This is a genomic window from Blautia sp. aa_0143 (assembly GCF_004167315.1).
Classification (GTDB): domain Bacteria; phylum Bacillota; class Clostridia; order Lachnospirales; family Lachnospiraceae; genus Blautia_A; species Blautia_A fusiformis.
On sequence record NZ_RCXU01000005.1, the window covers coordinates 1 to 14,756 of the forward strand.

Below are 14,756 nucleotides of genomic sequence, written 5' to 3' on the forward strand. Positions count from 1 at the left end.
GATCCACACACCGAAGATCGGAGCCAGAGGTGCAGAGGGTGGTGCAAACCTGTTCAAGCTGAGCTATTTCCATAAACCGGCAGTTCTGGCACAGAGCCCGCAGTTTTATAAACAGATGATGGTAGGTGTTTTTGACCGTGTATTTGAGACCGGTCCTGTATTCCGTGCAGAGAAGCATAACACAAAACGTCATCTGAATGAATATACAAGCCTTGATTTTGAGATGGGCTATATCAACGGATTTGAGGATATCATGGAGATGGAAACCGGATTTCTCCAGTATGCGGTAGAACTTCTTAAGAAAGACTACGCTCATGAGCTTTCCATTCTGAAGGTGGAGCTTCCGAAGGTGGACAAGATCCCGGCAGTACGTTTTGACAAGGCCAAAGAGCTGGTAGCTGAAAAATATAAACGTAAGATCCGCAACCCATATGATCTGGAGCCGGAGGAAGAAGCGCTGATCGGAAGATATTTCAAAGAAGAATATGATGCTGATTTTGTTTTTGTCACACATTATCCGTCTAAGAAGCGTCCGTTCTACGCAATGGATGATCCGTCAGATGAGAAATTTACATTAAGCTTTGACCTTCTGTTCAAGGGACTTGAGGTAACTACAGGCGGACAGCGTATCCATGATTATCAGATGCTGAAGGATAAGATCGCAGCCCGTGGTATGGATGAAGAGGGTATGGAGCAGTACCTGGATACCTTCAAGCATGGAATGCCGCCTCACGGAGGACTTGGAATCGGACTGGAACGTCTTACCATGCAGATCCTCGGAGAAGAAAACGTTCGTGAGACCTGTCTGTTCCCACGTGATATGAACAGACTTGAGCCGTAATAAGGAGAAAAAAGATGGCAAAGATAATCGATGATGAAACAATGAAAAATGTCTGCATCCTTGCAAAGCTTTCTCTGACAGAGGATGAAAAGGAAAAAGCAAAAGAGGATATGCAGAAGATGCTGGACTATGTAGACAAGCTGGATGAGCTTGACACCTCTTCCGTAGAGCCTATGTCCCATATTTTTGAGGACGAAAACGTATTCCGTGAAGATGTTGTGACAAACGGAGACAACCATGAGGCGATGCTTGCCAATGCACCGAAGCAGAAAGAAAACCAGTATCAGGTTCCGAAAACAATTGGATAAGACAGGAGACAGGACATGGATTTGGGAAAATTAACCGCATTACAGCTTGCGGAAAAGATCAAGCAGCATCAGATAAGCGTCCTGGACGGTGTGAAATACGTATTTGATCAGATCGAAGCAAAAGAGGACAAGGTCCACGCTTATCTTGATACTTACAAAAAAGAAGCCTATGCAAGAGCAAAAGAGGTACAGAAGGGCATTGAGGATGGAACCTATACAGGACCTCTTGCCGGTGTACCTATTGCAATTAAGGATAATATCTGCATTAAGGGAAAAACAACTACCTGTGCATCAAAGATCCTTGAGAATTTTGTGCCGCAGTACAATGCCGAGGTTATTGACCGTCTGGAACAGGCAGGTCTTGTGATCATCGGAAAGACAAACATGGATGAGTTCGCCATGGGAAGTACCACAGAGACATCCGCTTACGGCGTCACCAGAAACCCGTGGGATCTGGAGCATGTTCCGGGCGGCTCCTCCGGCGGCTCCTGTGCGGCAGTGGCAGCAGGAGAGACTTACCTGGCACTGGGTTCTGATACCGGCGGTTCCATCCGTCAGCCAAGCTCCTACTGCGGTGTTACCGGAATCAAACCGACCTACGGAACAGTATCCCGTTACGGACTGGTTGCCTATGCATCCTCTCTGGATCAGATCGGACCGGTAGGAAAGGATGTTGCAGACTGTGCGGCACTCCTTGAGATCATTGCCGGACACGATGCCAAGGACAGCACCTCCATGAAGAGAGAGAATCTTGACTTCTCCGCTTCTATGACAGATAAGATCGTGGGAATGAAATTCGGCGTGCCGAAGGAATATCTCTCAGAGGGACTGAACCCGGAGGTAAAAGAGGCCTTTATGAATACGCTGAAGAGCCTTACCGAGATGGGCGCAGTGGTAGAATTTTTCTCCATGAAGACAACAGAATATATGATCCCTGCCTACTACATCATTGCCAGCGCAGAGGCCAGCTCCAATCTGGAGCGCTTTGACGGTGTGAAGTACGGCTTCCGTGCAAAAGAGTACGAGGGACTTCATGATATGTACAAGAAGACAAGGACTGAAGGTTTCGGCGAGGAAGTAAAACGCCGTATCATGCTTGGCTCCTTTGTGTTAAGCTCCGGTTACTACGATGCTTACTATCTGAAAGCACTTCGCACAAAAGCCCTTATCAAAAAGGAATTTGATCAGGCCTTTTCCAAATATGACGTTCTTCTTGCCCCGGCATCACCCTTTACGGCGCCGAAGCTGGGAGAGAGTCTGAAAGATCCTCTTGCCATGTATCTTGGCGATATTTATACGGTAGCAGTAAACCTGTGCGGACTTCCCGGAATCACAGTTCCATGCGGAAAAGACGCAGCAGGACTTCCAATCGGGATCCAGATGATCGGCGACTGCTTCAAAGAAAACAACCTGTTCCGCGCAGCACACGCCTATGAGAAAAAACGCGGTGATTTCGGAACAGCAATGGAAGGGGGAGAAAAGGCATGAAACAGTATGAGACAGTCATAGGACTTGAGGTGCATGTGGAGCTTGCCACAAAAACAAAGATCTTCTGCGGATGCTCCACAGAATTCGGAGGCGCACCAAATACACATACCTGCCCGGTCTGCACCGGTATGCCGGGCTCTCTTCCGGTCCTCAACAAAAAAGTGGTAGAGTTTGCCATCAAGGCAGGTCTTGCGGCAAACTGTCATATCCATCAGTACTGTAAGTTTGACCGTAAGAACTATTTTTACCCGGATAACCCCCAGAACTATCAGATCTCTCAGCTGTATCTGCCAATCTGCTATGACGGAGCTGTTGAGATCGAGACTTCCGCAGGCAAAAAGACTGTACGTATCCATGAGATGCATATGGAGGAGGATGCCGGTAAGCTGATCCATGATGAGTGGGAAGACTGCTCCCTGGTTGACTACAACCGAAGCGGGGTACCACTGATCGAGATCGTATCCGAGCCGGATATGAGAAGCTCCGAGGAGGTTATCGCATATCTGGAAAAGCTCCGCTGCACCATGCAGTATCTTGGAGTTTCTGACTGTAAGCTCCAGGAGGGCTCCATGCGTGCCGATGTCAACCTTTCCGTCCGTGAGGTGGGAAGTGAGACCTTCGGAACAAGAACAGAGATGAAGAACCTGAACTCCTTCAAGGCCATTGCGAGAGCGATTGAAGGAGAGAGAGAACGTCAGATCGAGCTTCTGGAAGAAGGAAGAGCCGTTGTACAGGAGACAAGAAGATGGGACGATAACAAAGAGTCTTCCCATGCTATGCGTTCCAAGGAGGATGCAAAGGATTACCGTTACTTCCCGGACCCGGATCTTCCGCCGATCCACATTTCCGATGCATGGATCGAAGAGCTGCGTACTTCCATTCCGGAGCTTCGTGAAGCCAAGATGGAGCGTTATCAGAAGGAGTATGAGCTTCCGGCTTATGATGCAGGGATCCTGACCGAATCCAGACATCTGGCAGGACTTTTTGAGGAGACAGCAGTTCTTCTCGGAAACCCGAAAAAGGTGGCAAACTGGTTTATGGTGGAGGTTCTCCGCCTGACAAAGGACAAGGGCCTTGATCCGGAAATGGTAAGCTTTACCCCGAAGCATCTGGCAGACCTTCTTTCCATGGTGGAGAAAAAAGAGGTCAGCGCACAGAATGCCAAGAAAGTATTTGAAAAAGTGTTTGACGAGGATATTGATCCGGTTGTATATATAGAAGAGAATGGTCTTAAGATCGTAGAAGATACAAGCCTTCTCACCGAAACTGTGAAAAAGATCGTAGATGCAAACCCTGGACCGCTGGCAGAGCTTCTGGGCGGCAAGGATAAGGTTATGGGATTTTTTGTAGGACAGCTGATGAGAGAGCTGAAAGGCAAGGCAAATCCTGACAGCGTCAGAAAAGCACTGGCAGAGGAAATTGAGAGAAGGAGATAAAATACTATGGTTACAGTAAATCAGAATTATTTAAAACTTCCGGGAAGCTATCTGTTTTCCAATATCGCAAAGAAGGTAAGCGCATATAAGGAGGCCAATCCGGAATTTAAGGATTCTGTGATCAGTCTTGGAATCGGTGATGTGACACAGCCCCTTGCACCGGCGATCATCGATGCCCTTCATAAATCCGTAGACGAGATGGCACACGCAGAAACCTTCCACGGATATGCTCCGGATCTCGGATATGAGTTCTTAAGAAGTGCCATTGCAAAAAATGATTATCAGTCCAGAGGCTGCGACATCAGCGCAGATGAGATCTTTGTTTCCGATGGAGCAAAAAGTGATTCCGGAAACATCCAGGAGATTTTCGGACTGGATAACAAGGTTGCGGTCTGCGACCCGGTTTATCCTGTATATGTAGATACCAACGTTATGGCTGGACGTACTGGCCTTTATAACAAAGAGCGTGAGAATTTTGACGGTGTGATCTACATGCCCTGCAAAGAGGAGAATGGTTTCCTTCCGGAGATCCCGGCAGATGAAGTACCGGATCTGATCTATCTCTGCTTCCCGAACAATCCCACCGGTGGTGCGATCACAAAGGCAGCTCTTCAGGAGTGGGTCGACTACGCCAACAAAAACGGCTGCGTGATCATCTATGATGCAGCATATGAGGCATATATTTCTGAGGAGGATGTCCCGCACAGCATTTATGAGTGCGAGGGTGCAAGAACCTGTGCCATCGAGCTTCGAAGCTTTTCCAAAAATGCTGGCTTTACAGGCGTTCGTCTTGGCTTTACCGTTGTTCCGAAGGAACTGGTGCGTGATGGCGTAGAGCTTCACAGTCTCTGGGCAAGACGCCACGGAACCAAGTTTAACGGTGCTCCGTACATTGTACAGAGAGCAGGCGAGGCTGTTTACTCTCCGGAGGGAAAAGTACAGCTGAAGGAGCAGATCGCTTATTACATGCGTAATGCAAAGACGATCCTGGAGGGCCTTTCCGCAGCAGGATTTTCCGTGTCCGGTGGAAAAAATGCTCCATATATCTGGCTGAAAACACCGGATCAGATGACCTCCTGGGAGTTCTTTGATTATCTCCTTGAGAAAGCACACATCGTAGGAACACCAGGTTCAGGCTTTGGTGCACATGGTGAGGGATATTTCCGTCTGACAGCATTCGGAAGCTATGAGAATACTCTTGAGGCAATTGAGAGAATTAAAAATTTGTAATATGAGTATAAATTGCGGAGTAGGTCTTTGAAAAAGAGCTGCTTCGTTTTTTAACCGGATCAAAGAAGTATCCTGCTTCAATTGCGAATGTCCACTTGCTCTGAATCAAAGAAGCTCCCGGCAGGGCTGCGAAAAGCAATAAACAGTGGAAAAAATTTGCCTGTAAGTTAATTTGCGAAAATAACAATAAGGATTGCGAAAATTTATCATATCATTTATAATTGTACAGGAAGTAAGGCACAGGCCGCAGAAAGCCTGTGTTCATAAAATTTCACAAATTTATGCAATCACGAAAGGGGATTTTATCATGGGTATCAGAAGAGTAGAAAATATGTGCGGCGGTAAAGGTCATGTGATCATCAAAGACATCCTTGAGGGAGACGAGCTGAAGGGAAAATGCGGACTTTACGCACAGGTTACCATCGAAAAAGGATGTTCTCTGGGATACCATGAGCATCATGGCGAGACAGAAACCTACTATATCTTAAGCGGCGAAGGCGAGTACGACGATAACGGCGTGAAACGCCCGGTAAAGGCCGGCGACATCACCATCACACCAGATGGAAAAGGACACGGTCTTACCAATACAGGCGACACAGATCTTGTGTTTATGGCACTGATCATTTTTGACTGATCCATATAGAAGAAAACAGAAGTGAGACAGAAGGGCGGCCTTTTTGAAGAGGCTGCTCTTTTTACGACTGAGGCGTAACCTGTGTCGGAGTATAAATTCTGGGATGAAAGATTCTCTGTCTCAGATTGTTATTAAACGAAATGTATTAATTGTATAAACAAAAAATATTTTTGGATTTTTTTAGAAAAAAACTGTTGACATACAAAAAGCACTTTGCTATACTATCACTTGTCGCGAGGGAGAAGATAAAGAATCCCGAAGAAATGCGATATGCGGAAGTGTCGGAACTGGCAGACGAGCAAGACTAAGGATCTTGTGAGCATTGCGCTCGTGTGGGTTCAAGTCCCATCTTCCGCATTTTTTATTTAGGAAACCTGCATCTGGAAACGGATGCAGGTTTTTTTGTTACCTAAAAATATCTGTAAAAAAGGAATCCGGATAGAATATATCGTGTTTATATGTTATGATAGAAGAAAATGGAAGGAGCATAGTCATATGAGAAGAAAAAGTGCAGGAAAAAAGCTCATGGCCGTACTTATAGCGGCAAGCCTGGCGCTGACTCCGGCAGAGCTGACAGTGGCGGCAGAAATGGAACCAGAGGGTGAGGAAGCAGCATTTTTGGCAGAAGAAAGTGGAGATACTGCATCCTCAGATCCGGAAGATACTGCAGAGACGGAAACAGAGATCACAGATGGATCAGCTGCCATAGAGGAGCAGGAAACCACAGATACAGATACCGGGAACAACGTACAGGAGAATGCGGAAACCGGCGTAATGGAGCCTGGTGAAGAAGCGCCAGAGGGTACTGCGGAAGAGGAAGAACTGGAGGCTCCGGAAGCGGCAATGGATGAAGAGGAAGCGTTGGAGGAATGCGAACAGGCAGAAGAAAACGCAGCTTTTGATGATGGAACGAAGGATGCAGTGCAGGCATCCGCAGAATACTCTGATGGAAAATTTACGTGGGTACTGGACGGGAATGGAACACTGACCATTACGGGAAATAACATGGAGTTGACAAAAAATGAGATATCTGAAAGTGCTTTGGAGAAGGCAGGCATCGATTTTTCTAGAGTAAATAAGCTTGTAATCGGGAATGGGATCACAGGCTTTGATAGATGGGGCATGTGGAATCTGAAAAAATATATTAAGGAACTGGAAATCCATGGAAATGCAGGCATGAATATGCCGGAGCAATGCTTTTACGATGTGCCAAATATAGAGAGTGTGGTGATATCCGGTGCAGTGGATGTGCCGAGAGATATGTTTGGAAAATGTACCGGGCTGAAAAAGGTTACATTAAAAAATGGAGTGAGGTCTATTGGAGAGGATGCCTTTCGAGATTGCAGCAGTCTGGAGGGTGTGATATTTGAGAATACAGTATTGGAAAAAATCAGTGACGGAGCATTTTGGGGCTGCAGTGCGCTGAGTTCTATTGCGTTACCGGATTCCGTAACAGAAATAGAAAGGAATGCATTTTTCGAGACCGGACTCAGAAATATCCAGCTTCCGGAAAAACTGACGCTGATAGGAGGAGGGGCATTTTGTAACTGCAAAAATCTGAAGCAGGTACAGCTTCCGCCTCAATTAAAAGAGCTGGGTGAGGGTGCATTTTTTAACTGCGAAAATCTGACACAGATCCAGCTTCCGGCTCAGTTAAATAAATTAGGGACAGATGCATTCAGAAATTGTACATCATTGGATAAGATTGACATACCTGCCGGTCTGACGCAGATCGAGCCTGATACATTTTGCAATACCGGGCTGACCAGTGTGACCTTACATGAGGGACTGACGAAGATCGAAGATGGGGCGTTTCATGATTGCCTTAAGCTGAAAAAGATCCGTATTCCGAAATCAGTTACAGATATTGGTGGACTGGCATTAGGAATACGTTATAACAGGGGAAATGGTGCAGAGGAAGTTATTCCCGGGGGTTTTACAGTAGAAGGTTATACAGGCTCGGCAGCGGAACGATATGTAAAGAGAATGCATCAATGTGAAAATTTATATCATGTATTTTTTAAAGATGTGAAATTTGTTTCCATTGGTGGACAGACTGCAGCGGTTACCAATATCAGCAAAACAAAGATATCCGCACTTAAGACCGGGGCCTTTACCGGAAAGCCGCTGACCCAGGCACTCACCATAACCTACGGCGGTAAGAAGCTTGTAAACGGAAGGGATTACACCCTTACCTGGAAGAATAATAAAAACATCGGAACTGCATCCGTTACGATCAAAGGAAAAGGAAAATATAACGGTTCTGTTACAAAAAAATTCCGGATCACGGTTCAGAAAAACGCAGTCTATACAGTCAGCAGGCTGAAATATAAGATATCCAATGCAGACACATCCGGCAAGGGAACCGTAGTCTTTACCGGAGCTACGGATAAGGCAGCAAGAAAGACACTTACGATCCCGACGACAGTAAAGATTGGTGGAAAGAGCTTTCGTGTAACAGCCATTGGCACCTCTGCAATGTCCGGAGCGAAGAAGCTGACAACAGTGAAAATCGGAGCGAATATAATGACAGTAGGTGCGAAAGCCTTCTGCGGCTGCAGTAAACTCTCCAATGTAACGATCTTCAGCACAAAGCTTACGACAGCGAAGACCGGAGCCAATGCATTTAAGGGGATCCGTTCCAACTGCAGATTTAAAGTACCGGCTTCCAGGGTAAGTGCATACAAAAAACTCCTCCGTGCAAAGGGTGCCGGACCAAAGATAATCGTGACAAAATAACAGAAAAACCGAAAAAATAGAAAACTTTTGAAAAAAGGTGTTGACATACAAGATCCACTTTGCTATACTATCACTTGTCGCGAGGGAGAAAATAAAAAATCCCAAGGAAATGCGGTCATGCGGAAGTGTCGGAACTGGCAGACGAGCAAGACTAAGGATCTTGTGAGCATTGCGCTCGTGTGGGTTCAAGTCCCATCTTCCGCATGACTTTAAGGCAGAGCTGTGAATCGCAGCTCTGTTTTTGGCTATATGAAAGTAAATTATTGCATGCCTGCACTGGTGAGAAGCTGAAATGGGAAGATCTGCGTGATATATTTGTATTCGTTTCATATACAATAGGATAATTTTGGACATCTTAAGGGCTGATCAGACCGTAACTCCAATATTTTTTGAATTATTTTTTCAGAAAAGAGGAATTTGTGGTTTTGTGTAGAATATAATTAACAGAGGGTATTTTGTCGCCGCTGTTTGTCAGACTGTGGAGGAAATGCTTATGAACATCAGAGAGAGCATGGAACAGAGAGAACGGGAGCTTTTGAGTCCTTATGCTTCTCACAGCGCAGATACCAGAGGCCGGGAGCACCCGGAAGAGGAATGCGATGTGCGGACAACGTATCAGAGAGACAGAGACAGGATCCTTCACTGTAAAGCTTTTCGCCGTATGAAGGATAAGACACAGGTGTTTCTGGCACCACAGGGAGATCATTACCGTACCAGGCTGACACATACACTGGAGGTATCGCAGATCGCCCGGACTATTGCCAAGGCACTTCGCTTAAATGAAGATCTGGTGGAAGCAATCGCTCTGGGGCATGATCTGGGGCATACGCCTTTTGGACATGCAGGAGAGAGAGCACTGGATCAGGTACATCCGGGTGGCTTTGCACACTATAAGCAGAGCGTCCGGGTCGTGGAAGTACTGGAGAAGAACGGAAACGGGCTGAACCTTACCTGGGAAGTCCGCAATGGGATCATGAATCACCGCACCAGCGGAAATCCTTTCACACTGGAAGGACAGGTGGTACGTTTTTCTGACAAGATTGCCTATATCCACCATGATATGGACGATGCCCAGCGGGCAGGGATCATCACAGAAGATGATATTCCTGTCACAATGAGAACTTTTCTGGGCTATACCACGAGAGAACGGCTGAATACTTTCGTACATAATATTATAGAGAACAGTATGGGGAAAGACAGCATCTCCATGTCGCCGGATGTTTTTGAGGCGATGATGGAGCTTCGGGCGTTGATGTTCCGGAATGTCTATGAGAATCCGGTTGCCAGGAAGGAAGAGGATAAAGTGATCCAGATGCTGAGTGAACTGTACGGATATTATACTGACCATCCGGAGGCAATGTCCCGGGAATACAGGGAACTGGTGGAATACCGGGGAGTACCTAAGGAACAGGCAGTATGTGATTATATTTCGGGAATGACGGATCAGTATTCCATGGAGAAATTCAGGGAGATCTATATACCGAGAGCCTGGGAGGTCTATTAAATGGAAAAGAGGGATAAGCATGCGTTATTCAGATGACATCATAGAAGAAGTCCGAATGAAAAATGACATTGTAGACGTGATATCCCAGTATGTGAAACTGACACGGAGGGGGAGTTCCTATTTTGGGCTGTGTCCCTTCCATAATGAGAAAACCCCTTCCTTTTCCGTAACACCATCCAAGCAGATGTATTACTGCTTTGGCTGCGGGGCAGGAGGAAACGTATACAATTTTATCATGGAATATGAGAATTACTCGTTTGGTGAGGCGCTGTCACATCTGGCTGACCGGGCAGGGGTAGAGCTTCCGAAGATCGAGTATTCCAGAGAAGCCAGAGAAAAAGCAGAACAGAGAGCAAATCTTCTGGAGATCAACAAGCTGGCAGCACAGTACTTTTATTATCAGCTCCGGAGAGAAGGCGGAAAGACGGCTTACGGATATCTGACAGGAAGAGGTCTTTCCGAGGAAACCATCCGTAAATTCGGTCTTGGATATTCGGATAAGTATAGTGATGATCTGTACAAATATCTTAAGGGTAAGGGCTACAGTGATGAACTTCTCAGGGAATCCGGCCTGTTCAATGTAGATGAGCGGCGAGGCATGTATGATAAGTTCTGGAACCGTGTGATCTTCCCGATCATGGATGTAAACAACCGGGTCATTGGTTTCGGAGGTCGTGTCATGGGAGATGGCAAGCCCAAGTACCTGAATTCACCGGAGACGAAGATCTTTGATAAGAGTCGGAATCTTTACGGGCTGAATGTGGCCAGGACCACCAGGAAGAATTATCTGATCCTCTGTGAGGGATATATGGATGTGATCGCCATGCATCAGGCAGGCTTTACCAATGCAGTGGCGTCGCTTGGAACTGCACTGACCTCTGGACATGCAAGTCTTGTGAAACGTTACACCAAGGAAGTCCTGCTTCTTTATGACAGTGACGGTGCAGGGATCCGGGCGGCCCTTCGTGCGATCCCGATCCTGCGGGAGGCGGGAGTCACGTCTAGGGTAGTAAGCCTGAAGCCCTGGAAGGATCCGGACGAGTTCATCAAGAATGAAGGAGCGGAGGCCTTTGAGGAACGTCTGGACCGGGCCATGGACAGCTTTATGTTCCGTGTACATATTGCGGAACAGGAATTTGCCATGGATGCACCCCAGGGACAGAATCAGTTTTTTGAGCGGTGTGCCGGGATGCTTCTGGAGCTTTCTGATGAACTGGAGAGGAATCTTTATATAGAAGCCATTGTAAAGGAATACGGCCGCTATGGAGTGGGCACGGAGGATATCCGGAAAAGGGTCAACACGCTGGCTCTGAAGGGAACGCCTGCAGAGAAACGGATCCAGCCAAAGTCCGGGACTCCGGAAACAAAGAAAAAGGAATCCGCCGCAGATAAGGCCCAGAAGCTGATGCTTACCTGGCTTGTGAATTATCCGGGAATCTTTGAACAGGTGGAGAAATATATATCACCGTCAGATTTTGTGGTGCCGCTGTATAAAGAAGTGGCCCAGATGCTGTTTGACCAGCATAAAGAAGGGGAGACCAATCCGGGAAAACTTCTCAATGCGTTTACAGACAGCGAGGAACAGAGAGAAGTAGCGTCACTTTTTAATGCCACCATTCATCTGGAAAACGAAGGAGAACAGCAGAGGGCTTTTTCCGATGCGCTGTTGCGGATCAAGGAAGAAAGCCTCAAAGAAAAAAACCGTACCTGGGACCCGTCAGACATGGCCGGGCTTCAGGAACTGATAAAAGCCAAAAAAGAACTGGAAGACCTTGGAAGAAAGAGGCAGCAGCTGCATATTTCTTTCAATTAAGGATAAAATATAAACACTATATGGAGGTATAGAGCACCTATGGAAATGAATATGGCAAAATTCAGCGAGAAACTTGTAGAGCTTCTTGAACTTGCAAAAAAGAAAAAGAATGTGCTGGAATATCAGGAGATCAGCGACTTTTTCAAGGACTCTCCACTGGAAGTGGATCAGATGGAGAAGGTTTTTGACTTCCTGGAGGCCAGCGGTGTGGACGTTCTCCGTATCACAGAAAACAGCGGTGACGAACTCCTCCTTGATAACGATATGGATATGGATGGGATGGAAGATGAAGAAGAGGTAGAGCTTGATAAGATCGACCTCTCTGTACCGGAAGGTGTCAGCATCGAGGATCCGGTCCGTATGTACCTGAAAGAGATCGGTAAAGTCAGTCTGTTAAGTGCGGATGAGGAGATCGAGCTTGCCAAGAGAATGGAAAAGGGGGATGAGGCTGCCAAGAAACGTCTGGCAGAAGCCAATCTCCGTCTTGTTGTCAGCATTGCAAAGCGTTATGTTGGACGTGGAATGCTGTTCCTCGACCTGATCCAGGAGGGAAATCTTGGCCTTATCAAAGCTGTTGAAAAATTTGATTACAGAAAAGGCTACAAGTTCAGTACCTATGCAACCTGGTGGATCCGTCAGGCTATCACAAGAGCCATTGCGGATCAGGCACGTACCATCCGTATCCCTGTGCATATGGTTGAGACCATCAACAAGCTGATCCGTGTTTCCCGTCAGCTGCTCCAGGAGCTTGGACGTGAACCTACGCCGGAGGAAATCGCTGAGGAGATGGACATGCCGGTAGACCGTGTACGTGAGATCCTTAAGATCTCTCAGGAGCCGGTATCTCTGGAAACTCCTATCGGTGAGGAGGAAGACAGTCATCTTGGCGATTTCATCCAGGATGATAATGTTCCGGTACCTGCAGATGCAGCTGCATTTACACTTCTGAAGGAGCAGCTGGTAGAAGTCTTAAGTACGCTTACTGACCGTGAACAGAAGGTTCTCCGCCTCCGTTTCGGACTGGACGACGGACGTGCCAGAACTCTGGAGGAAGTTGGTAAAGAGTTCAATGTCACAAGAGAGCGTATCCGTCAGATCGAGGCAAAAGCTCTGCGCAAGCTGCGTCATCCCAGCCGCAGCCGCAAGCTGAAGGATTATCTTGACTGATAAAAATATATCCGTACAGCTTTCCATGCGTCTTCGTGCCATTGCCGGTATGGTAACAAAAGGAAACCGGCTGGCAGACGTAGGATGTGACCATGGCTATCTGTCGATCTGGCTTGTCAGTGAAAAAACAGTTCCGTCAGCCATTGCCATGGATGTACGTCCGGGACCGCTTTCAAGAGCTAGGGAGAATATTACCCGTTATGGCCTTGAAGATTACATAGAGACCCGTTTGAGCGACGGGCTTGCGAAGCTTGAGCCGGGAGAAGGTGATACCCTGGTGATCGCGGGAATGGGTGGTCCTCTGATGGAAAGGATATTAAAGGATGGAGCGAAGGTCCGGGAGGGGTTTCAGGAACTGATCCTGCAGCCTCAGTCGGACCTTCCTCATTTCCGACATTTTCTTTCTGAGATCGGCTGGGAGATCGTAAGGGAAGAAATGATAAAAGAAGACGGAAAATTTTATCCTATGATGAAAGCGGTACGTAACAATTCGGGAGAAAAGACTGTTTACACAGAGGAAGAGGCCTGGTTTGGACCTCTCCTTCTGAAAAAATGTCACCCGGTCCTTAAAGAGTATCTTCTACGGGAGGAAATGATCCGTAAGAAAATACTTGCCGGTCTTTCCGGGGCAGAGTCTGTTTCCGCAAAAACTCGTCTGGCAGAAGTAAAGGAGGAAATGGAGCTGATCCATACAGCTCTGAAACGATATGAAAGCATATGAACTGATCGAATGGCTGAATGAGCATCATCCGCAAAAATTTGCGGAGGACTGGGATAATGTGGGACTGCTGGTGGGAGATGACCAGAAAGAGATTTCCCATGTATTTCTTGCGCTGGATCTTACGGAACCGGTGTTGGATGAGGCGGTGGCTGCTGGTGCGGATATGATCCTTACCCATCACCCAATGATCTTTTCCGGAATCAAAAAGATCAACAATCATACCTTTACCGGAAGAAAGATCCTCCGTCTGATAAAGGAGGATATCCCGTATTTTGCCATGCATACCAATTATGATGTGATCGGAATGGCAGATTTAAGCGCAGATCATCTGAAGCTTCAGGATACAAGGGTGCTTACAGTTACCGATGAATCCGGGGAGCAGCCGGAAGGGTTCGGAAGAGTAGGAAAGCTTCCCCATGTTATGACTCTTGGTGAGTTTGGAAAATATGTAAAAGAATGCAATCATCTTCCGGATGTGCGGGTTTACGGTGATCTGGATCGGAAGATCGAGACTGTGGCAATCTGTACAGGAAGCGGAAAGAGTATGATCGGTGATGTAATGGCCGCCGGTGCGGATGTATATGTGACCGGAGATATTGATTATCATACTGCCATCGATACTATGGCAGATGGTCTGGCGATCGTAGATGCCGGACATTACGGTACGGAGTATATTTTTGCGGAAGCTATGGAGAAGGAACTGAATGAGGCATTCTCTGCGCTTAAGACAACCTGCGCCAGTGTGAAAAATCCATATACTGTTTTGTAAAAGCGGATCGCAAAAAGTGCTTGTATTCATGAATATGTAGTGGGACGGAATACGATTATCCGTTTCGGAAAAATGAATTGTGAAACACATGGCTGTCCGAAAAATC

The 14,756-nt window shown here is 46.9% G+C and carries 12 protein-coding genes and 2 tRNA genes; all 14 read left to right on the forward strand.

Going from position 1 to position 14,756, the window contains the following annotated elements; all coding sequences use genetic code 11:
• On the forward strand, positions 1–841 hold an 841-nt coding region (aspS, locus tag EAI83_RS03215; RefSeq protein ID WP_129974609.1), incomplete at its 5' end, for an aspartate--tRNA(Asn) ligase.
• Between the two features lie 14 nt (positions 842–855).
• A complete protein-coding gene (gene gatC, locus EAI83_RS03220) occupies positions 856–1,149 on the forward strand; it encodes an Asp-tRNA(Asn)/Glu-tRNA(Gln) amidotransferase subunit GatC (RefSeq protein WP_129974610.1) in 294 nt (97 codons plus the stop codon).
• A gap of 15 nt (positions 1,150–1,164) precedes the next feature.
• Positions 1,165–2,637, forward strand: a complete 1,473-nt coding sequence (gene gatA / locus EAI83_RS03225) for an Asp-tRNA(Asn)/Glu-tRNA(Gln) amidotransferase subunit GatA (protein ID WP_114001433.1) — start codon at positions 1,165–1,167, stop codon at positions 2,635–2,637.
• Positions 2,634–4,073: an Asp-tRNA(Asn)/Glu-tRNA(Gln) amidotransferase subunit GatB gene (gatB, locus tag EAI83_RS03230; protein ID WP_129974611.1), complete on the forward strand. Its 1,440-nt coding sequence runs from the start codon at positions 2,634–2,636 to the stop codon at positions 4,071–4,073. Before gatA ends, gatB begins: the two co-directional genes overlap by 4 nt.
• A 6-nt stretch (positions 4,074–4,079) precedes the next feature.
• Positions 4,080–5,303 (forward strand): LL-diaminopimelate aminotransferase, encoded by a 1,224-nt coding sequence (locus EAI83_RS03235; protein WP_110102029.1) that lies wholly within the window; start codon positions 4,080–4,082, stop codon positions 5,301–5,303.
• Between the two features lie 307 nt (positions 5,304–5,610).
• A complete protein-coding gene (locus EAI83_RS03240; RefSeq protein WP_015525755.1) occupies positions 5,611–5,937 on the forward strand; it encodes a cupin domain-containing protein in 327 nt (108 codons plus the stop codon).
• A gap of 272 nt (positions 5,938–6,209) precedes the next feature.
• A tRNA-Leu gene (locus tag EAI83_RS03245) sits at positions 6,210–6,294 on the forward strand.
• A gap of 138 nt (positions 6,295–6,432) precedes the next feature.
• Positions 6,433–8,676, forward strand: a complete 2,244-nt coding sequence (locus tag EAI83_RS03250; RefSeq protein WP_161206336.1) for a leucine-rich repeat domain-containing protein — start codon at positions 6,433–6,435, stop codon at positions 8,674–8,676.
• Positions 8,677–8,795: 119 nt separating this feature from the next.
• Positions 8,796–8,880, forward strand: a tRNA-Leu gene (locus EAI83_RS03255).
• A 289-nt stretch (positions 8,881–9,169) separates the two neighbouring features.
• Positions 9,170–10,180: a deoxyguanosinetriphosphate triphosphohydrolase gene (locus EAI83_RS03260; protein ID WP_022426754.1), complete on the forward strand. Its 1,011-nt coding sequence runs from the start codon at positions 9,170–9,172 to the stop codon at positions 10,178–10,180.
• 19 nt (positions 10,181–10,199) lie between these two features.
• The gene (dnaG, locus tag EAI83_RS03265; RefSeq protein WP_129974613.1) at positions 10,200–11,993 is read left to right on the forward strand and encodes a DNA primase; all 1,794 of its coding nucleotides are present in this window, start codon (positions 10,200–10,202) and stop codon (positions 11,991–11,993) included.
• A gap of 39 nt (positions 11,994–12,032) precedes the next feature.
• Positions 12,033–13,160 carry an RNA polymerase sigma factor RpoD gene (gene rpoD, locus EAI83_RS03270; protein ID WP_021651146.1) on the forward strand — a complete coding sequence of 376 codons (1,128 nt, stop codon included), beginning with the start codon at positions 12,033–12,035 and terminating at the stop codon, positions 13,158–13,160.
• Positions 13,153–13,881, forward strand: a complete 729-nt coding sequence (locus EAI83_RS03275) for a tRNA (adenine(22)-N(1))-methyltransferase (RefSeq protein ID WP_243113438.1) — start codon at positions 13,153–13,155, stop codon at positions 13,879–13,881. Before rpoD ends, EAI83_RS03275 begins: the two co-directional genes overlap by 8 nt.
• Positions 13,868–14,650 carry a Nif3-like dinuclear metal center hexameric protein gene (locus EAI83_RS03280; protein WP_129974614.1) on the forward strand — a complete coding sequence of 261 codons (783 nt, stop codon included), beginning with the start codon at positions 13,868–13,870 and terminating at the stop codon, positions 14,648–14,650. Before EAI83_RS03275 ends, EAI83_RS03280 begins: the two co-directional genes overlap by 14 nt.
• Positions 14,651–14,756 lie beyond the last annotated feature (106 nt).